We start from the raw sequence: 19,187 nt of genomic DNA on the forward strand, positions 1-19,187 counted from the left end.
CGGGCCATGGCCCGCTTTTTTTATTGCTGCTTCACAGGGAAGAAAGCCGCGTCAGGTTTCCATCGAATAGCCGGCGCCACGAACCGTGCGGATCACATCCTGCATGTTCGAGAAGTTGAGTGCTTTGCGCAGGCGTCCCACATGAACATCGACCGTGCGCTCATCCACGTAGATGTCGTGCCCCCAGACGCCGTCGAGCAGTTGCGAACGGGAATAGACCCGTCCCGGCGAAGACATCAGGAACTCGAGCAGGCGGAACTCGGTCGGACCAAGCCGGACTTCCCGGCTCTTGCGATGAACGCGATGCGTTTCGCGATCCAGCTCGATATCGCCGCAACGGAGCACCGCAGACACCACTTCGGGACGGGCGCGCCGTAGCATCGCCTTCACCCGCGCCATCAGCTCCGGCGTGGAGAACGGCTTGACGACATAGTCGTCGGCTCCGGTGGAAAGACCGCGAACACGCTCGCTTTCCTCGCCGCGGGCCGTCAGCATGATGATGGGCAGGCGCTCCGTCTCCCGGCGCACGCGCAGGCGGCGGCAAAGCTCGATCCCGGACACGCCGGGCAGCATCCAGTCCAGGATGAGGAGGTCGGGGACGCGCTCCTGCAACCGGATCTCCGCCTCATCACCCTTCACAATGGTCTCGACCTCATAGCCTTCGGCCTCGAGGTTGTAGCGAAGAAGCACGCTCAACGCTTCTTCGTCTTCCACTACCGTAATTCTGGGCTGCATCGCGACCTACTCCGCCAGTCTTAATCGTCGCTCAGAATGGCACTGAGCGTGTTCGACCGGTCATCCTTCGGGCGCTCGCCCTCCGGCTGATGTCCCGTCGCCATGTAATAGATGGTCTCGGCGATGTTCGTGGCGTGGTCGCCGATGCGCTCGATGTTCTTGGCGCAGAAGAGGAGATGCGTGCAGCTCGTGATGTTGCGCGGATCTTCCATCATATAGGTGAGGAGCTCGCGGAAGAGCGAGGTATACATGGCGTCGATCTCTTCGTCGCGCTGGCGGATGGCTTCCGCCTTCTCCACCGAGCGCGTGGCGTAAACGTCGAGAACTTCCTTCAGCTGGATAAGCGCGAGCTCGGACAGATGCTCTATGCCGCGGGCCAAATTGCGCGGGATACCGCTCTCCTGGACCGCGATCACGCGCTTCGCAGTGTTCTTTCCCAGGTCGCCGACCCGTTCCAGATCTGCCGCGATGCGCAACGAACCAATGATTTCCCGCAGGTCAGCAGCCATGGGCTGGCGCTTCGCAATCGTGATGATGGCCTTTTCGCCGATCTCGCGCTCGGCGTGATCGAGGACGGCGTCATCGGAGATCACCTTCTGGGCGAGCGCGCCGTCGGCGTTGACCAGCGCGCGCACTGCATCCGCGCACATCTGTTCAGCAAGACCACCCATCTCCGAAATGCGGCGGGTCAGATATTTCAGCTCTTCGTCGTAGGCCGACGTGATGTGTGTCGATGGCATGGCTTTATCCTCGATATTTCCGCGTCAAAGGGCTGAAGATGATCAACCGAAGCGACCCATGATGTAGTCCTGGGTGCGCTGATCGTTCGGATTGGTGAACATCTTGTCGGTGTCGTCTTCTTCGACCAGATGACCGAGATGGAACATCGCCGTGCGCTGGGAAACGCGGGCCGCCTGCTGCATGGAGTGGGTGACGATGACGATCGTGTAGTTCGTGCGGAGCTCGTGGATGAGTTCCTCGACCTTCGCCGTCGCAATCGGGTCGAGAGCCGAACAGGGCTCATCCATGAGGATGACTTCCGGGGAAACGGCGATCGCACGGGCGATGCAGAGACGCTGCTGCTGGCCGCCGGACAGGCCGGTGCCGCTTTCATGGAGGCGATCCTTGGCTTCGTTCCAAAGACCGGCTCTCTGCAGGCTGGCCTCGACGACCTGGTCCATCTCTGCCTTGTTCCTGGCCAGCCCGTGAATGCGCGGACCATAGGCGATATTCTCGTAGATCGACTTCGGGAAGGGGTTCGGCTTCTGGAAGACCATGCCGACACGTGCCCGAAGCTCCACGACGTCGATCGCCGGATCGTAGATATCCTCTTCGTCGAGCGTGATCCTGCCGGTGACCTTGGCGCTCTCGATCGTATCGTTCATCCGGTTCAAGCAGCGCAGGAAGGTGGACTTTCCACAACCGGAGGGGCCGATCAACGCGGTGACAGTGTTTTCTCGGACATTGAGATTCACGTCGTAAAGCGCACGCTTGTCGCCGTAATAGACCGACACGTCCTTGCCGATCATCTTGTAGGAAACATCATTCATCTTCTTGTCCAGAGCCTTTTCAACTGCTGCATCCGACATCATGTTCATCTTTCCTACTCCGTCTACCAGCGGCGTTCAAAGCGGCGTCTCAAGAGAATTGCGCCGACGTTCATCACAATGAGGAACAGAAGAAGAATGATGATCGCGCCCGAGGTGCGTTCCACGAAGGCGCGTTCCGCTTCGTTCGCCCACATGTAGATCTGCACCGGCAGCGCCGTCGCGGGATCCATTGGGGTCGTCGGATAGTTGGCGACGAAGGCCACCATGCCGATCAGGAGCAGCGGGGCGGTTTCACCCAGCGCATGCGCCAGACCGATGATCGTGCCCGTCAGGATGCCTGGCATGGCCAGCGGCAGCACATGATGGAATATCGTCTGCATCTTAGAGGCGCCGAGACCCAGTGCCGCGGCACGAATGGACGGAGGAACCGCCTTGAGCGCCGCACGGGTGGCGATGATGATCGTCGGCAGGGTCATCAGCGTCAGCACGAGACCACCAACCAGTGCGGCCGAGCGCGGCAGGCCCGCGAACCCGATAAAGACCGAAAGACCAAGCAAACCGTAGACGATCGACGGCACCGCCGCGAGATTGTTGATGTTGACCTCGATGAGATCCGTCCAGCGGTTCTTCGGCGCGAACTCCTCGAGATATATCGATGCCGCGACGCCGATCGGCAGCGACAGCACCAGCACGATCCCCATCATGTACAGGGAACCGATGAGAGCTACACCGACGCCGGCGGCTTCCGGCCGGCTCGAGGCACCGTTGAAGAAGATCCCGGTGTTGAATTCCTTGGCCAGCGCTCCGGCTTCGGTCAGTTGCTCCATCCAGCCAACCTGCTGATCGGATATCCGCCGGTTCGCCTCGGGAACGTCGAGGTTCATCTGCCCCTTCAGGGCGGAATCGATCTCACCCGCAGCAAGCAACGACACTGTCTGCGTCGTGCCGATGATCGACGGATCGGCAACCACCATGTTGCGAAGCTGCGACCGAACACCTTCCGACAGCATCCGACCGATCTCACGCATCTGCTGGCGGTCGCCGGGGTCAGCGCCCAGTGCGGCGGCCAGAGCATTGCGCGCGACCACCGGATAGTTCGCGGTCATGAGCTTCGTCGGGTCGGTGTCGCGTTCGTTATCCTTGTCGATGATCTGCTCGGAGAACTCGACGGGAATGGTGATCATCGTCTGCTGGAAGGCAGTGTAACCCTTGGACCCTACCGACCAGAGGAGAAGGAAGAGGAAGAGCAGGCCAAAGGATATGGCCGCGATCCCGTAGATCCGAAAGCGGCGCTCTGCCGCGTACCGACGCTTGATGCCGATGTCGCGTCGCGCAGGACGGGCTGGTACCGCACCCGCAAGGGGAGAAGCTGTGTTGGTCATTCGTACTGCTCCCGGTACTTGCGGACAATATAGAGTGCGTAGATGTTGAGGCAGAGGGTGATCGCAAACAGCGTGATGCCGAGTGCGAAGGCCACGAGCGTCTGCGGCGAGGTAAACTCAAGGTCGCCCGTCAGCTGGCTGACGATCTTGACCGTGACGGTGGTCATGGGTTCGAACGGATTGATCTGCATGCGCGCAGCAACGCCGGCGGCCAGGACCACGATCATCGTCTCGCCGATGGCGCGCGAGGCGGTCATCAGCAGCGCACCGACGATGCCCGGCAATGCAGCAGGAAGAACCACACGCTTGATCGTCTCCGAGCGTGTCGCGCCGAGACCGAGCGAGCCGTCCCGCAGCGCCCGGGGGACGGCGGTAATGATATCGTCCGACAGCGACGAGACGTACGGGATCAGCATGATACCCATGACGAAGCCGGCGGTGATCACGCTCTGCGCCTGGATGAAATTGGAATAGTTGCCGGTGGCGATGCCGTTCAACTGCGTGGACAAGTCGCGCAGGAAGGGACCTACCGTCGTCAGCGCGAAGAAGCCGTATACGATGGTAGGAATGCCGGCCAGTACCTCGAGCAGCGGCTTCACGGCCGACCGCATTCGCGGCGAGGCGTATTCTGCCATGTAGATGGCCGAGAATATGCCCACGGGAACCGCCACGACCATGGCGACGAAGCCTATATAGAGCGTACCGGCAAGCAGCGGGATCAGACCGAACTGACCGGCGGAGTCCGTTGCGCCCGCCGCCGCGAAGCGCGGATCCCAGACCGTGCCGAAGAAAAACTCCCAGGCAGGAACCATCTGGAAGAACTGTATCGCTTCCGTCAGCATCGACGCCACAATGCCGACCGTGGTCAGGATGGCGATGCAGGATGCGGTAATCAGGCTGGCAAGAATGACCTGCTCGACCTTGTTGCGGGCACGGAACCTGGGCGCGATCATTCTATAGGCGTAGAAAAAGCCGACAACGGATGCGGCGATCACGGCAATCGTCATCGCGAGCCGGCTCGTGGCGTTCATCGCGTTGAGTTCGGCCGCCGCAGAAACCATGAACGGCTCTGGATCACCGGCCAGCGGAACGCCCTTTCCTCCCAGCAAAACCCGCAGCTCGCCGGGATTGGCTTGCGCCTGAGCGACCTCTTCCGGCGTCAGGACCGTCAGACCGCGAGCGACGGAGCCAATCGTTCCGAAGGTGAGGCTCTGCGCCGCTTCAGTCTGAGCCTTCAGGTCCTCCGGGAAGTTATCGCGGATCGAGGAATTAACGTAGATCGGGCTGGCCACGAGCCAGACAGCCAGGATGAGGAGCGCGGGAAGCCCCGCCCACACCGCCACATAGGAACCATAATAGCCCGGACGGGAATGCATTTTTGGCAAGGCGGCCGCGGCAAGCCTGCGCGCCTGACGCGCACCAAGCACATAGCCAGCAAGGCCGATCAACGCCACAATCAACAAGATCAATGAAGTGCTCATAAGACTTCCCTGGCTGTCGCCTTCGGCTGCTTGTGTCGCCGCTCGGCTTCGGTCATCGAAACCGCTACTCTTTAGCGCATTGCTCTCAATGAGCCAGAACCCCGCGGGCGAGGTCGGCAGGATATCGAGCCTAACCCACAGATTAGAAGGCCGGCGCCGGGAGACCCGGCGCCGGTTTATTATTACATGATGGTGCCGGCTTCAAACTTTGCGCGGATTTCGTCGCGCTCTGCGTCCGGAGCAGCAACGAGGCCGTAGTCCGCCAGCGGGGAGTCCGGACCGATCATGTCGTCAGACACGAAGAAATCGACGAATTCCTTGAGGCCCGGGATCACGCCGAGGTGAGCCTTCTTCACGTAGAAGAACAGCGGGCGGGAAACCGGATACTCGCCCGAGGCAATGCTCTCGGTCGAAGGAACAACGCCGTTGATCGTCGCGACCTTCAGGCGGTCATTGTTGTTTTCATAGAAGGCCAGGCCGAATACGCCGAGGCCGGTCTTGTTGGCATCGATGCGAGCGAGCGTTTCGGTGTAGTCGCCGTCGATGTCAACCGACGCGCCGTCCTTGCGGACTGCAACGCACTTGGCGGCAGCTTGCTTGGCGTCGGTGACGAGACCCTTGATGGCGTCCGCCGCACCGGCTTCCTTGCAGCCTTCGGTCATGATCTTCTCTTCGAAGACTTCACGCGTGCCGTGCTTGGAGCCCGGGATGTAGGCCGCGATCGCAACGTCCGGAAGAGCCGAGTTGACTTCCGACCACTTCTTGTAGGGGTTGGCAACGAGCTTGCCGTCGACAACGACTTCGTTGGCGAGAGCGAGATAGAGATCCTTCGGCGTCATGGCGACGTCCGGGTTGGACGCGTCCATGGCGAAGACGATACCGTCGTAGCCGATCTGAACTTCCTGGACGTCCGTAACGCCGGCTGCCTTGCAGGCCGCCAGTTCGTCGGCCTTGATGGCGCGCGAAGCGTTGGCGATGTCGATGGTGGCTTCACCAACGCCTGAGCAGAAAGCCTTCAGGCCGCCACCGGTGCCACCGGACTCAACAACCGGAGCCTTGAAGTCGGGGAAGGTCTCACCGAAGGTTTCGGAAACGATCTTGGCGTAGGGAAGAACGGTAGACGAACCGGCCACCTGGATCTGGTCGCGGGCAGTAGCTGCGCCGGCGAAGGCCACGGAGGCCACCAGTGCTGCGGCCGAAAGTTTCAGGATGTTCATGAGGAATCTCCCATCATGCGCTTGTGTGAATTTGGCCGCGCCATCTCGCTTTCGCCAGCGCCCGGCAGGCCTCTCATAGCGGCCCCTCGCACACCCTTTTATGTCAGTTGCATGAAACATTTGTGACGGGCCAACTATTTGATATCAAATATCAAAATTTGCCCTTTACTGAGCAGGCACGCTCAATCCGTCAAAAACGGACGGTAAAGTCGCTTCCGCGCCCCAGCTCGGAGCGCACAATAAGGCGTGCGCGGTGCCGCGTAAGGATGTGCTTGACGATGGCGAGCCCCAGGCCCGTTCCTTTTTTGGACCGGCTATCGGCCACGCTGACCCTATAGAAGCGCTCCGTCAGGCGCGGCACATGCTCGGCGGGAATACCGGGCCCCCGGTCGATGACACTGACTTCCACCGGTCCCGGATCCAACGGTCGAAGATGGACATCGACGATCTTGCCGTCCTGGCCATACTTGCAGGCATTCTCGACAAGGTTCTCGAACACCTGCACCAGTTCGTCGCGCTCGCCGGCTACTTCCACCGCGCCTTCCGGCAGATGCAGCCGGATTTCAACTCCCAGGTCGTGGGCAAGCGGCGCCAGCGAATCCCGCACGTGACAGAGCAAAGGAGCGAGGTCGATCTTGCCCTCCGGAGCCACATGCGACCTGAGCTCCAGGCGGGATAGCGACAGCAGATCGTCGACAAGGCGGCTCATGCGGGTCGCCTGATCCAGCATGATCGACAGGAACCGCTCCTGCGCCTGCACATCGGATTTCGCCGGTCCCTGCAATGTCTCGATGAAGCCCCGAAGAGATGCCAGTGGCGTTCGCAGTTCGTGGCTGGCATTTGCGACGAAATCGCTACGCATCTGGTCCAGCCGGCGCAGCTCGGAGATATCCCGGAAGGAAAGAAGATAGAGCCGCCGTCCGCCTGCCGGCATCTGCAGCACGATCGGAGCTATGCGCACCATGTAGACTTGCTGGGACGGCAGCCGCTCCGCATGCTCGATCTGGTTCGACCGACCGGTTGCCAAGGTCTCTCGCACCATGTCGAGAACCGCCGGCGAGCGCATGCGGGCCGAGATATGAGTGCCGACGGGCAACGTGCCGAGCAGGCGATCGCAGGCGGGGTTCTGACACAAGACATTAGCCTCGGCGTCGAGCACCAGCAGCGGCATGTCCAGAGCGCCGATCGTTGCGGTGATCTCCGAGAGCGGATCGCTTTGCCGCGAATGGTCCACAGGCTGGGTCTGCACGTCCTTCAGCTCTGCCTTTCCGCCGCCGGCCAGCGTCAGGCAGACGAGAAAGAACCATCCGAGCGCCGCCTGCCACAAAGGAATCCCGGCGAAGACCGCAAGGGCTCCGACCAGCGAGAGCGCAACAAGCAACGGCCATCTGCTGCCAAAACGCTTGCTCAACCAGTCCCCCCACTCCTCGAATGCCATAGACGAAATGCCTCCCCATATTCGGCTCTTAGGCCGCTTTCGTGACAGATATACATCGACGCCCGGTGGATGAGCGATAAATTGCGTCTCGTGCCATCCCGTCTCGTCGTTGCCCGGCACCCACAAGGAGTTGCGAATCAATGAGCAATGTTAATCACGATCGCATCGTCGAACTCGAGATCAGCGGACACAAGCGCCCCTTCGACATCGATGACCCGAAGCTGCCGAAATGGATCGACGATGCGGCGCTGGCGTCGGGCGGCTATCCCTATGACGACAAGATATCGAAAGACAAATACGAGAAAGCCCTGAAAGAGTTGCAGATCGAACTGGTCAAGCTGCAGTTCTGGCTACAGGCGAGCGGCAAGCGCCTGATGGCGCTGTTCGAGGGACGGGATGCCGCCGGCAAAGGCGGGACGATCTTCTCCGTTCGAGCCTACCTCAACCCACGTTCGGCCCATGTCGTCGCTCTCCAGAAGCCGACGGAGACCGAAGCGGGCCAGTGGTACTTCCAACGCTATGCCCGACATTTCCCGACCGCCGGCGAGATCGTGCTGTTCGACCGCTCCTGGTACAACCGCGGCGTCGTCGAGCCGGTCATGGGCTTCTGCACGCCGCAGCAATGCGGAAAATTTCTTGAGGATGTTCCCCAGTTCGAAAAGATGATCGTCGATGAAGGGATCTATTTCTTCAAGTTCTGGCTCAATATCGGCCAAGAAATGCAGCTGAAGCGTTTCCACGACCGCCGGCACGATCCGCTGAAGGTCTGGAAGCTTTCGCCGATGGATATCGCAGCGCTGACCAAGTGGGACGATTATACCGAAGCTCGCGACAGGATGCTCAAGAAGACGCACAGCGCCCATGCCCCCTGGACTGTCGTCAAGGCCAATGACAAGCGGCGGGCACGCCTCAATGTGATCCGGCACATCCTCCAGTCGATAGACTATGAGGGCAAGGACAAGGATGCGCTCGGCGAGATCGACCCAAAGATCCTCGGCCAGGGCTTCAAAGCCCTGTGACGGCGGCTCACTGGCCGGGAAGAACGCGGACCGAATGCACGAGCATGCTGTGGTTGCCGCCGGCGAGAGCGGTATTCACCAGCAGCCTGCCGGGCCCATCGGCAGAAGCGGAGGCTTCGAACGTGACGCGCAAGAGCACATCCGCCTGCTCCTGGCGCGCCGTGAAGCGATGACGGGCGCAACTGCCGAGGCTCGCAAAATCGCAGCGTACCGAGAATTGCACCGGCTCTTCCGTCGATGACTGCACCGTCAGCGCGATGGTGGAAGACTTTCCGACGAGTTGTTGCAGGATGTCTGCAGGAACCGTGATCGCCACGTCCCCTGCGGTCGTCGCTGCAGCGGATGTCACGCGGACGGCAAGGCCGCCGCTTGGGATCGACGCCTCTTCCACGGTTGCCGATGCACCAGCCTGCACAGAAGCCGCATTGCCGTCGAACACCTCGACCCACTCATCCGAGAAGCCTGCCTGGGGCTCCAGTCCCCGAGATCCACCCGACCGGTTGTCCGTCGACCGGCTGCCTGCGTCCATAGCCTGCTGGAGTGACTGCTGAATGAGACCCGACGAATAGGCCCACCAGACAGCGGCACCGATCAGAGCAAAAAAGACCAGCCACGCCATCAGCACGGACAGAAAGCTGCGGCGACGCCGGGGCTTTGCCGCCCGCTCCGGCGGGACATCCAGCGTCGCTGCGTTCTTCCCGCGTCGGCGCTTTTCGTTTTTCGGCGGCGGCGCTACGGGTTCGCGCGCATCGGCGCGCTCTCCGGCTGGCGCGATCCTGTCCGACTGAAAAGCGTTGAGGCTGGAAGCATCGTCCGCAAAGCCGGAACTCGACCTTCCCTGAACGTCATCGCGCGTCGCGCCTCCCAGCATGGACGCGTCCTGCGGGGCGCTGCCTTGTGGTCGCGCGCTGGCCCGTGGGGTTTCGGACGACGGAACCTGAACTGGCGGAGCCGGCGAAGCAGCAGGCGGCTGAACGTGCGTCAGCCCCCTCTCCTCACCCTCGATTTCGCGTATCTTCAGCTCCAGGCGCTGCCGCTGGAGAGCGATGACCTGGCCATCGGTGACGCCCTGCCTTGCGAGGCCGGAATCGAGTGCCTGCCGGGCAGACTGATAGATGCGCGCCCGGATTTCCGGGTTGGCCCGGTCCGACTTCTCCAACGCGTTTCTGATCGCTGTTTCCAAACCGCTCAATGCCAGCCCTCTACGCTGTCGTACTCCGGAAGAAATTTATTTACGTTCCGGTAATCTTTCCGCCCGCGAACTGCAAGGCATTCCTATTCCGGCAAATATGGGGCCGGTGTATCCAAAAGCCGTCAGCTCGCGAAAAAGGCTCCCCTTTTCCAGTGACTTCGCTTCTGCTAAACGATTTACGTTTGCGTAAACGTCAATTGAGGAGAGACCTGCATGCTGCCGCCGATTCTAAGGGAAAAACTGCGCCTTCCGGTTGTCGCTTCGCCGCTCTTCATCATTTCCCACCCTGCACTTACCATCGCCCAGTGCAAGGCCGGGGTCGTCGGCGCATTTCCCTCTCTCAATGCGCGGCCGGAAAGCCAGCTCGACGAATGGCTGGCGCAGGTCACGGAAGAACTTGCCGCTCACGATGCGGCGCATCCCGACAGACCGGCGGCACCGTTCGCGGTCAACCAGATCGTCCACACGTCCAACAAGCGGCTGGAACACGATCTGATGATGTGCGTGAAGTACAAGGTACCGATCGTGATCTCTTCGCTTGGCGCGGTTCCCGAGGTCAATGCCGCAGTCCATTCCTATGGGGGCATCGTCCTCCATGACATCATCAACAACCGTCACGCGAATTCCGCGATCCGCAAGGGCGCCGACGGGCTGATCGCGGTCGCTGTGGGCGCCGGCGGCCATGCGGGCACGCTGTCTCCCTTCGCGCTCGTACAGGAGATCCGCGAATGGTTCGACGGCCCTCTGCTGCTGGCCGGCGCAATCGGCACCGGCGGCGGGATCCTCGCGGCGCAGGCCATGGGTGCCGACATGGCCTATGTAGGGACACCGTTCATTGCCACCGAGGAAGCGAGGGCATCCGACGGTTACAAGCAGATGATCGTCGACTCGAAGGCGGGCGACATCGTGTATTCCAACTATTTCACCGGCATACATGGCAACTACCTGAAGGGCTCGATTACTGCTGCGGGCATGAATCCCGACGACCTGCCTGTTGCCGATCCCTCCAAGATGGACTTCGAGACGGCGACAACCGGCGCAAAAGCCTGGAAGGACATATGGGGAGCCGGCCAGGGAGTCGGTGCCGTCAAGGGCATCGTCCCGGTCGCGGAACTGGTCGATCGTCTCGACCGGGAGTATCGGGAAGCGCGGAGCCGGATCTGCGGTTAAGCGCCGGCCGCCTTCGAATGTGAAAATGCAGTTCGGAGCAAAATCGCGGCTTGAAATCGGCGTCCTTTGCCTGTATCAGCCGCAACACATCGCAGCCGGCCCGCCGGCCTTGCGCTTGGTACGCCGCTTTAGCTCAGGTGGTAGAGCACATCATTCGTAATGATGGGGTCGCAGGTTCGAGTCCTGCAAGCGGCACCATTTCCTTCAGACAAGCCTGACCTACCCACGGCAACCGCCGATCGGTGTCCGATCGAAGCGGCGCCACCGATAAGGGGCACCGCTTCGCTCAGCAGTCTTTATTGTGCCGGCGCAGGCGTTGCAGGTGCCGGTGTCGCCGGTGCAGGCGTTGCCGGTGCAGGTGTTACCGGTGCGGGCGCGGGTGTTGCGGGCTCGGGTGCCGGCGCAGTCGTTGCCGGCGGTGCTGCTGTCGACGGGGCATCCCCTGCCGGCTGATTGGTGCCCGGCATGAACATCATCACCAAGACGATGATGACGACCAGGGCAACAATGCCGACGATCACGTTTCTGTTCATGTGTCTCCTCCAGAGGCTCTTTTCACTTCAGCCCTATTTCGATCTGGCGTCCTTCCCGAATTTTTCAATGCTCGACGGAACGAAGATGGCACCGGAGCAGGCGTAAGCCCGCACTTTCCGTATGAGGTCCAAACCCTGCGTCCTTTCCTTGACGCCCGGTGGCGAGCAGCCGAATATCCGCCGCCGCGAGAGGAAGACTGGGCTTCCGAGGCGCTGAGGAGATTTCATGCCGCTGGATCCGAAGATCGTCGAGACGCTGAAGGGTGTTTCCACCGCCACACTGACCACCGTCCTTCTGAAGAAGGGCCTCCGCAACGTCTGGATGCGCGGCACGAAGCCGCTGAAGCCCGGCCAGGGGCGCGTGGTCGGGCCGGCCTTCACGCTTCGTTTCGTACCCGCCCGCGAGGATCTCGCAACTCCCGAAAGCTGGGCCTCGCCGATCTCCACCCGTGCGGCGATCGAAGCCATGCCGGAGGGATGCGTGGCCGTCGCCGATGCGATGGGCATACCCGACGCCGGCATCTTCGGCGACATCCTCTGCGCGCGCATGGTCAAGCGCGGCGTTGCAGGACTGGTGACCGACGGCGTGGTGCGCGATGCCGAAGGTGTTCTCGGCACAGGCATGAACGTCTGGTGCAATGGCGTTGCCGCGCCGCCTTCCGTGGCGGGGCTTACCTTCGTGGCCTGGCAGGAGCCGATTGCCTGCGGTGGCGTGGCCGTGTTCCCGGATGACGTCGTCGTGGTCGACGAGGATGGCGCCGTCCTCATTCCGGCAAAGCTGCTGGATGCCGTGCTGGCGGAAGCGCCGGAGCAGGAACGGATGGAAGCCTGGATCATGACCGAGGTCGACCGCGGCGTGGCCCTGCCGGGCCTCTATCCGATGGATGCCGAAACAAAAAAACGATACCAATCATGGAAGGAAACTCAGTGAATTTCTCCACGCAAAGCACCGGCGTCTATGCCATCGCGACCACACCTTTCCATGACGATGGCACGCTGGATCACCTGTCCATCGACCGCCTCACCGATTTCTACCAGGACAGCGGCTGCACCGGGATCACCATCCTCGGGATCATGGGGGAAGCGCCCAAGCTGGAACCCGCCGAGTCCCGCGCCGTCATCAAGCAGGTGGTCGGCCGCTCGCGCGTGCCGGTCATCGTCGGCGTCTCCGCACCCGGATTTGCCGCCATGCGCTCGCTGGCAAGAGACGCCATGGAGATGGGCGCTGCCGGGGTGATGATCGCGCCGACGCCGGCGCTGAGGACGGACGAGCAGATCGTCAACTATTTCGCCCAGGCGGTGGAGGCCGTCGGCGACGACGTGCCGTGGGTACTGCAGGACTATCCGCTCACCCTCAGCGTCGTGATGTCGGTTGGCGTCGTCGCCAAGGTCATCTCCGACCACCCGTCCTGCCTGATGCTGAAGCATGAGGACTGGCCGGGGCTGGAAAAGATCTCCAGGCTTCGCGCCATGCAGAAGGCCGGCGATCTGCGGCCGGTCTCGATCCTGTGCGGCAATGGCGGGATGTTCCTCGATTTCGAACCCGAACGTGGTGCCGATGGCGCCATGACCGGCTACGGCTTCCCGGACATGCTGGTCGAGCTGATCGGACTGTTTGCGCAGGGCAGGCGGGACGAGGCGCATGATCTCTTCGACGCGCACCTGCCGCTCATCCGCTACGAGCAGCAACTCGGTATCGGGCTCGCCGTGCGCAAGCATGTGTTGAAGCGCCGCGGCGTCATTACATCCGATGCACAGCGCAAGCCGGGCCTGGCACTCAGCGCCACCGCGCGCGCCGAAGTGGACTACCTGCTGTCGCGGCTCGCAAAGCATGACAGCCGCGCCCCGGCATGAGCAAGAACGGGCGGCCCGACGGTCGCCCGCTTTACCTGTCGCTCACATGTCGGCGAGCTCGATCCATGACGGCGCGTGGTCGCTGGCATGATCCCAGCCACGAACGTGGCGATCCACCTGCGCCTTTATCAACCGGTTCGCGATCGACGGGCTGAGAAGCAGATGGTCGAGCCTGAGACCGGCGTTGCGTCCCCAGGCGTTCCGGAAGTAATCCCAGAACGTGTATATCCGCTCTTCGGGATGGAGATCACGTACCGCATCCTTCCAGCCCTGCCGCATCAGGATCGAGAACGCGTCCCGCACCTCGGGCCGGAACAGCGCATCGTCCCGCCATCGCTCCGGCGCATAGACATCAAGGTCTGTCGGCATGATGTTGTAGTCCCCGGCGAGCACGACAGGTGCGCCGGATGCGAGCAGATCCGCGGCGTGGGCGATGAAGCGCTCGTACCAACGAAGCTTGTCGTCGAACTTCGGGCCTGGCGCCGGATTGCCGTTCGGCGCGTAGAGACAGCCTATCAGCACGCCCTGCACGGCGGCTTCGATGTAGCGACTGTGGCTACCCGCGGGATCTCCGCTCAGGCCGCGCCGTGTTTCGACAGGATCCACATCGCGAGCCAGGATAGCGACGCCGTTCCAGCTCTTCTGGCCGTGCCAGACGGCGCCATAGCCGGCGCTTTCGATAGCCCGCTGCGGGAACTTCTCCTGCGGAGCCTTCAACTCCTGCAGGCAGACGACGTCAGGTTGTGCCTCGTCCAGCCAGCGGCGAAGGAGGTCGATCCGACCGTTGATACCATTGACGTTGAAGGTCGCGATCCTCATTCGTCTACGTCAGCACTTTCCGGCATTCAATCTATACCTCGACGTTGCCTGTCTTAACGCACGGGAGACGCTGTTCGATGCGCGCCTTTGCAAAGTCTTTACGATCTGACTTAGCGAAAGATTCAGCCCCTCGTGCGACATTGCATCCTGATCAAGTGCGTCGAATTGGTGAACCGGACGACGCCGCGAAGACAAATTTCTAGAATGGAGCAGCCATCCATGGCCCAGAGATTTCATCCCGCCCTGCGGGAATTTATTGCCGAGAACTTCCTTTTCCGCGCCGATGCGGACATCGCAAACAGCCAATCTCTTCTTGATAGCGGCGTGATCGATTCAACCGGCGTGCTGGAACTGATCGCCTTCCTCGAAGCCTCCTATGGCATCAGCATCGCCGACGAGGAGATCGTCCCGGAAAACCTCGACAGCGTCGACAGCATGGCAGGCTACCTGATGCGCAAGCTGCCGGTGGCCGCCTGACAACGTGACCATGCGCATCGAGACCCGGCTCCGCAACAGCGCTGACCGCTTCGGCGGGAAGACTGCGATCATCGCAGGTAGCTGTCGGCTGACCTATGCGGAACTCGATACGCAATCGGATCGCCTGGCATCAGCATTGAGTTGCCTGGGCGTCACGCAAGGCGCACGCGTCGTACTCCTGCTCGACAACGATGCCGAGGCGGTGACAAGCTTCTTCGCCATCTGGAAAGCTCGCGCCGTCGCCTGCCCGCTCCATCCTTCGATGAAGCCCCAAAAACTCGCGGCGATCATCGCGAGCACCGACGCGGCGGCCGTGATCGTGTCGGCGCGACTTCTCGCCAACGTCGATATTGCGATTTCACTGGCTGGCCTGCTTCCGGTCAGGATCGTGACCCATATGCCACCAGGCACCGCACATACCGCCTTGCGGTTCGAGGATCTTGTTGAACAGGGCGCTGCGAGCGAACTGCCGTCACTCGATGACTGCGAGGCGCTGGCGCTTCTCATCCATACGTCCGGCTCCACGGGTCGACCCAAGGGCGTAAAGCTTACGCACGCCAATGTGGATGCCGCCTGCCAGTCGATCATCACCTATCTGGAGAACACTCCCGACGATATCGTGCTCAGTGTCCTGCCGCTTTCCTTCGGTTACGGGATTACCCAGGCGGTGACCATGACCTCGGTGGGCGGGACACTCGTCCTCGAGAAGAGCTTTGCATTCCCACGCAAGATCGTTGACCGGCTTCGGGATGAGAGAGCGACCGGCTTTCCGCTCGTCCCGGCAATGGCTGCCCTGCTGGGCAACATGCAGGATCTGGCGCCCGGCTCCCTGCCGGACCTCCGCTACGTGACGAGCGCGGCCGCGGCACTACCGCCGACCATCGCCCGGAGGATGCAGGATCTCATGCCGCGCGCCCGGATCGTCGTCATGTACGGACAGACCGAATGCCTGCGTATCAGCTACCTGCCGGCTGAAGAACTCGTCAAACGCCCAACCTCCGTCGGCAAGGCAATTCCCGGGACGCATGCTCTTATTGTGGATGACGACGGCGCGCCTGTCGGCCCTGACGTCATCGGCGAATTGACCGTCGAGGGACCTCACGTCATGGCCGGCTACTGGCAGGACGAGCTCGGCACGGTCCAGACACTGGAGCCAACGGCCAACGGGCGCAGGCTGCGAACGGGCGACCTCTTCCGGATGGACGCCGACGGTTTTCTCTATTTCATCAGCCGCAAGGACGACATCATCAAGACCCGCGGCGAGAAGGTGAGCCCGCAGGAGGTCGAGCGGGTATTGTACGCCCTGCCCGGCATCAAGGAAGCTGCCGTTGCCGGCATCGATGATCCGGTCTTCGGTCAGGTGGTTCGCGCCTATGTGGTGCTCGAAAGCGATGTCGTCCTCAGCGAAAGGGACATCATCCGCCACTGCGCCAGCCATCTGGAAGACTACATGGTGCCGAAAAGCGTCGAGTTTCGCGACGCCCTGCCAAAGACAACAACCGGCAAGATCAGAATGACTGCCGCTATCGACCAAGAGCCACAATGGGGGCCAGAATGGGGGAATGCCGTATGAACCAGAGCATGAAGATCAGTGCAGAGGGCGGCCTGTCGTTCTCCTCCGCCACCTTGGCGCTCGATGCCGACGCTGAAATCGAGCGCATCAGCGGATGGATCCGCGACACGGTGCTGAAGGGCCTGCGCAAGCGCGGGGTCGTGGTCGGACTGTCGGGAGGCATCGATTCCAGCGTTACCGCGGCGCTATGCGCCCGGGCACTGGGACCGGGCAAGGTAACCGGCGTGTTCATGCCGGAACACGACTCCGACCCCGACAGCCTGCGTCTCGGCAAAGCGCTTGCTGAGGCTACCGGTGTCGAAACCGTGCTCGAAGACATCGGCCCGGCTCTCGCCGCAGCCGGTTGTTATGTCCGCCGCGACGGCTTCATTCGCCAGATCGTTCCGGATTTCGGTGAGGGCTGGGGCTGCAAGGTCGTGCTTGAGAACGCGCTTTCGAGCCGCGGCTACAACATCTCGTGGCTGGTTGTCGCCAATCCCTCCGGCGAGCAAAGCCGGCACCGCATGCCGCTCGATGTCTATCTCGGCATGATCGCGGCCGCCAATATGAAGCAGCGCACGCGCAAGCAGATCGAATACTATCACGCCGACCGACTGAACTTTGCCGTCGCCGGCACACCGAACCGCCTGGAATACGACCAGGGCTTCTTCGTGAAGAACGGCGACGGGGCAGCCGATTTCAAGCCGATCGCCCATCTCTACAAGACACAGGTGTATCAGCTGGCGGAAGCCCTCGGAGTGCCGGAGGAAATCCGGCGTCGTCCGCCGACGACCGATACGTGGTCGTTGCCGCAGGGACAGGATGAGTACTATTTCTCGCTCCCCTACGACCGGATGGACATCTGCCTGTATGGGCTGGACCACGATATCCCGCGCGAAGCTGTCGGCAAAGCAGCAGGGCTTACGTCGGATGAGGTGGACTCCGTCTGGCGCAATATTGCCTCCAAGCGCAAGGTTGCGGAGTACCTGCACGCAGCGCCCGCATCAATGCTCGACTGATACGGGTAGCCAATCAGTCGAAGTGGTCGCCGATAAGGCGCGTCCAGTTCTCTCCGGCCAGACCGCTGATCAGCGCCTGGCCGGAATTGACCGGCTGCAGAAGGCTCTTGTCCTTGGCATGGGCGACGAAGAATGCCCGTCCGTAGAAAACCGCCTTTCGGCTGATCAGCTCCGGCGTCAGCCACGGATGCCCGCCGCCGCGAACTCCGGCGCAACCCTCCGTGTCCGCATGGGCGAACAGATCATCGACAAGTTCACCAGCCACGGCCGGCGAGCAGAGGGCCTGGAGAAGCCAGGCGATGCCGCCGGGCTTGCCGTAGTAAACGTAGCAACCGGCGATTTCACCGTTGCGCGCCACGGCAATCCGCCAGGACGGCTTTCCGAAGGCCCGCTTCTGCTCCGCCTGCTCCATGAACCATTCGAGCGATGGGCGGTCCCATTGCGGGCGCAAGAGTGCGAGGTCCTTCAGGGCAAAGACGGCGTCGGCGAACTCCTGCCGGGTTGCATCCTTGAAGGTCGCGCGACGTGCATTGAGCGCAATCGGAGCACGTAGCGAAAAAAGGCCGGTCCGTTCACCGAACCCATCGGCCATTCTGCCGATCGGCCGCAGGAGCCGTGCGACCGAACTTGCCTTTTCCATCACCTGGACGGCAGCCGACACCGGGCGGAAAACCCTGATCCAGTTAAGGCTGTAGGCGAGGTCCAGCGGAAGCGCGAGCTTTTGCCACATGCCGAGCGCCAGGGCATTGGCGGTTTCCGTCAGGGAGAGATCCTGGGGGCCAGCCAGAAAGGAGCGCAGCAGGCGGGCGCCAACGAGCGGATTTTCCGCCGGCCGATCGACCATCATCGTTCCGGCAAATGCTGCGCGCAACGACCGCCCCTCCAGCTCCAGACGGGAGGGAAACACGCCAATGAAACCCTTGAGTTCACTCTGGCCATCGATGAATACCTTCGACCGGAGTTCCTCGTCGTACCATGGATGATCGAAGAACACCTCGTGGAGGTAGCTCACCAGGGATGGCGGCAAAGTCTCTGACTTGCGGAACGTCTTCTGGAACAGCCGTCCGACAGCCGGAAGGTCCTCGCGCTCGAGATCACGCACCCCTGCCTTATCTGACTGTTCGGACATCGCACCCCCGCTGGCTCCACTTCAACGGCCGCCGCGCGGCATGATTCGCACGGAGGCGTTAAGCAAACGAAAAGAGGCCCCGCGCAAGCAGAGCCTCTTTCCAGGCGTCAGTGGCCGTGATTACAACCAGTATGGAGCAACGCCATAATGGTCGTAGATCGTTCGACCCTTGTCCTGATACCAGGTGTCGTCATCAAGATCATTGTAGCGCGGAGCGCCTGCGATCTGATCCTTCGTCAGGTCGATTCGATAGCCATCCAGTTCGTCGTCGTAATTGAGCTTTTCCCATGGCAGCGGATAATAGTCATCGCCTATACCCATGAAGCCGCCGAAGCTCAGAACGGCATAGGATACGCGCCCGCCACGTTTTTCCAGAAGAATCCGCTGGATCGAGCCGATGTGACGGCCGTCGGCGCCATAGACGCGGGTCCCTTCCACCTTGTCGCTGGCAATCAGCGAAGGAGTGTCCTTGACGTAGGGGTCCTGTCCTGCTCGCGGTTCGTGATGCACCATCAGTTGCCTCCTGTATGCGGTGGTTGTTACCCAAGCACAACGCCAGCGAACGACCTTCGTTCCCGCCTGCCGGTCGGCCCCGTTGACGTTTACGTCAAGGTTATATA

19 protein-coding genes and 1 tRNA gene are annotated in these 19,187 nt (G+C 61.7%); 8 read left to right on the plus strand and 12 right to left on the minus strand.

Annotation, left to right across the window (positions count from 1 at the left end):
* Positions 1–51: 51 nt before the first annotated feature.
* The 7 genes from phoB to phoR all read right to left on the minus strand — a co-directional run bounded on the left by phoB (position 52) and on the right by phoR (position 7,803).
* The gene (gene phoB / locus LH464_RS02775; protein ID WP_226784847.1) at positions 52–735 is read right to left on the minus strand and encodes a phosphate regulon transcriptional regulator PhoB; all 684 of its coding nucleotides are present in this window, start codon (positions 733–735) and stop codon (positions 52–54) included.
* A gap of 20 nt (positions 736–755) precedes the next feature.
* The gene (phoU, locus tag LH464_RS02780; RefSeq protein WP_226784848.1) at positions 756–1,475 is read right to left on the minus strand and encodes a phosphate signaling complex protein PhoU; all 720 of its coding nucleotides are present in this window, start codon (positions 1,473–1,475) and stop codon (positions 756–758) included.
* A gap of 42 nt (positions 1,476–1,517) precedes the next feature.
* Complete coding sequence (gene pstB / locus LH464_RS02785; protein WP_226784849.1) at positions 1,518–2,333, minus strand: phosphate ABC transporter ATP-binding protein PstB; 816 nt, start codon at positions 2,331–2,333, stop codon at positions 1,518–1,520.
* Positions 2,334–2,347: 14 nt separating this feature from the next.
* Positions 2,348–3,667: a phosphate ABC transporter permease PstA gene (gene pstA, locus LH464_RS02790; protein WP_226784850.1), complete on the minus strand. Its 1,320-nt coding sequence runs from the start codon at positions 3,665–3,667 to the stop codon at positions 2,348–2,350.
* A complete protein-coding gene (pstC, locus tag LH464_RS02795) occupies positions 3,664–5,148 on the minus strand; it encodes a phosphate ABC transporter permease subunit PstC (RefSeq protein ID WP_226784851.1) in 1,485 nt (494 codons plus the stop codon). Before pstC ends, pstA begins: the two co-directional genes overlap by 4 nt.
* Positions 5,149–5,330: 182 nt before the next feature.
* Positions 5,331–6,365, minus strand: a complete 1,035-nt coding sequence (locus tag LH464_RS02800) for a PstS family phosphate ABC transporter substrate-binding protein (protein ID WP_226784852.1) — start codon at positions 6,363–6,365, stop codon at positions 5,331–5,333.
* A 190-nt stretch (positions 6,366–6,555) separates the two neighbouring features.
* Entirely contained in the window at positions 6,556–7,803 is a 1,248-nt protein-coding gene (gene phoR / locus LH464_RS02805; protein ID WP_226784853.1) for a phosphate regulon sensor histidine kinase PhoR, read from the minus strand.
* Between the two features lie 140 nt (positions 7,804–7,943).
* Between phoR and ppk2 the strand changes: the two genes are divergently transcribed.
* Positions 7,944–8,822, plus strand: coding sequence for a polyphosphate kinase 2 (gene ppk2, locus LH464_RS02810; protein ID WP_226784854.1), 879 nt, complete (start codon positions 7,944–7,946; stop codon positions 8,820–8,822).
* A 7-nt stretch (positions 8,823–8,829) separates the two neighbouring features.
* Here ppk2 and LH464_RS02815 read toward each other — a convergent pair whose 3' ends face one another.
* Positions 8,830–10,014, minus strand: coding sequence for a hypothetical protein (locus LH464_RS02815; RefSeq protein ID WP_226784855.1), 1,185 nt, complete (start codon positions 10,012–10,014; stop codon positions 8,830–8,832).
* Positions 10,015–10,227: 213 nt separating this feature from the next.
* On the opposite strand from LH464_RS02815, the gene LH464_RS02820 reads away from it, so the two are divergent.
* Positions 10,228–11,184, plus strand: a complete 957-nt coding sequence (locus LH464_RS02820; protein ID WP_226784856.1) for an NAD(P)H-dependent flavin oxidoreductase — start codon at positions 10,228–10,230, stop codon at positions 11,182–11,184.
* Between the two features lie 122 nt (positions 11,185–11,306).
* Positions 11,307–11,382 (plus strand) — tRNA-Thr (locus LH464_RS02825).
* A gap of 98 nt (positions 11,383–11,480) precedes the next feature.
* Here the strand turns inward: LH464_RS02825 and LH464_RS02830 are convergent.
* Positions 11,481–11,717, minus strand: a complete 237-nt coding sequence (locus LH464_RS02830) for a hypothetical protein (protein WP_226784857.1) — start codon at positions 11,715–11,717, stop codon at positions 11,481–11,483.
* Between the two features lie 226 nt (positions 11,718–11,943).
* On the opposite strand from LH464_RS02830, the gene LH464_RS02835 reads away from it, so the two are divergent.
* Positions 11,944–12,648: a ribonuclease activity regulator RraA gene (locus LH464_RS02835; protein WP_226784858.1), complete on the plus strand. Its 705-nt coding sequence runs from the start codon at positions 11,944–11,946 to the stop codon at positions 12,646–12,648.
* Entirely contained in the window at positions 12,630–13,571 is a 942-nt protein-coding gene (locus tag LH464_RS02840; protein WP_226784859.1) for a dihydrodipicolinate synthase family protein, read from the plus strand. The genes LH464_RS02835 and LH464_RS02840 overlap by 19 nt, the downstream gene beginning before the upstream one ends.
* Positions 13,572–13,613: 42 nt before the next feature.
* On the opposite strand, the gene xth is transcribed toward LH464_RS02840, so the two are convergent.
* Positions 13,614–14,390 (minus strand): exodeoxyribonuclease III, encoded by a 777-nt coding sequence (xth, locus tag LH464_RS02845; RefSeq protein WP_226784860.1) that lies wholly within the window; start codon positions 14,388–14,390, stop codon positions 13,614–13,616.
* 219 nt (positions 14,391–14,609) lie between these two features.
* Between xth and LH464_RS02850 the strand changes: the two genes are divergently transcribed.
* Genes LH464_RS02850 through nadE form a run of 3 tightly spaced genes read left to right on the plus strand, consistent with a single transcriptional unit; the run spans position 14,610 to position 17,438 of the window.
* Positions 14,610–14,867, plus strand: a complete 258-nt coding sequence (locus LH464_RS02850) for an acyl carrier protein (RefSeq protein ID WP_226784861.1) — start codon at positions 14,610–14,612, stop codon at positions 14,865–14,867.
* Between the two features lie 10 nt (positions 14,868–14,877).
* Complete coding sequence (locus LH464_RS02855; protein ID WP_226784862.1) at positions 14,878–16,440, plus strand: class I adenylate-forming enzyme family protein; 1,563 nt, start codon at positions 14,878–14,880, stop codon at positions 16,438–16,440.
* Positions 16,437–17,438 (plus strand): NAD(+) synthase, encoded by a 1,002-nt coding sequence (gene nadE / locus LH464_RS02860; RefSeq protein ID WP_226784863.1) that lies wholly within the window; start codon positions 16,437–16,439, stop codon positions 17,436–17,438. The genes LH464_RS02855 and nadE overlap by 4 nt, the downstream gene beginning before the upstream one ends.
* A gap of 13 nt (positions 17,439–17,451) precedes the next feature.
* On the opposite strand, the gene LH464_RS02865 is transcribed toward nadE, so the two are convergent.
* Both LH464_RS02865 and LH464_RS02870 read right to left on the minus strand, forming a co-directional pair.
* Positions 17,452–18,567, minus strand: a complete 1,116-nt coding sequence (locus LH464_RS02865) for a hypothetical protein (RefSeq protein ID WP_226784864.1) — start codon at positions 18,565–18,567, stop codon at positions 17,452–17,454.
* A gap of 120 nt (positions 18,568–18,687) precedes the next feature.
* Positions 18,688–19,080, minus strand: coding sequence for a PRC-barrel domain-containing protein (locus tag LH464_RS02870; RefSeq protein ID WP_226784865.1), 393 nt, complete (start codon positions 19,078–19,080; stop codon positions 18,688–18,690).
* Positions 19,081–19,187: the final 107 nt, after the last annotated feature.

The organism is Pseudorhizobium xiangyangii (assembly GCF_020531965.1).
GTDB lineage: Bacteria > Pseudomonadota > Alphaproteobacteria > Rhizobiales > Rhizobiaceae > Neorhizobium > Neorhizobium xiangyangii.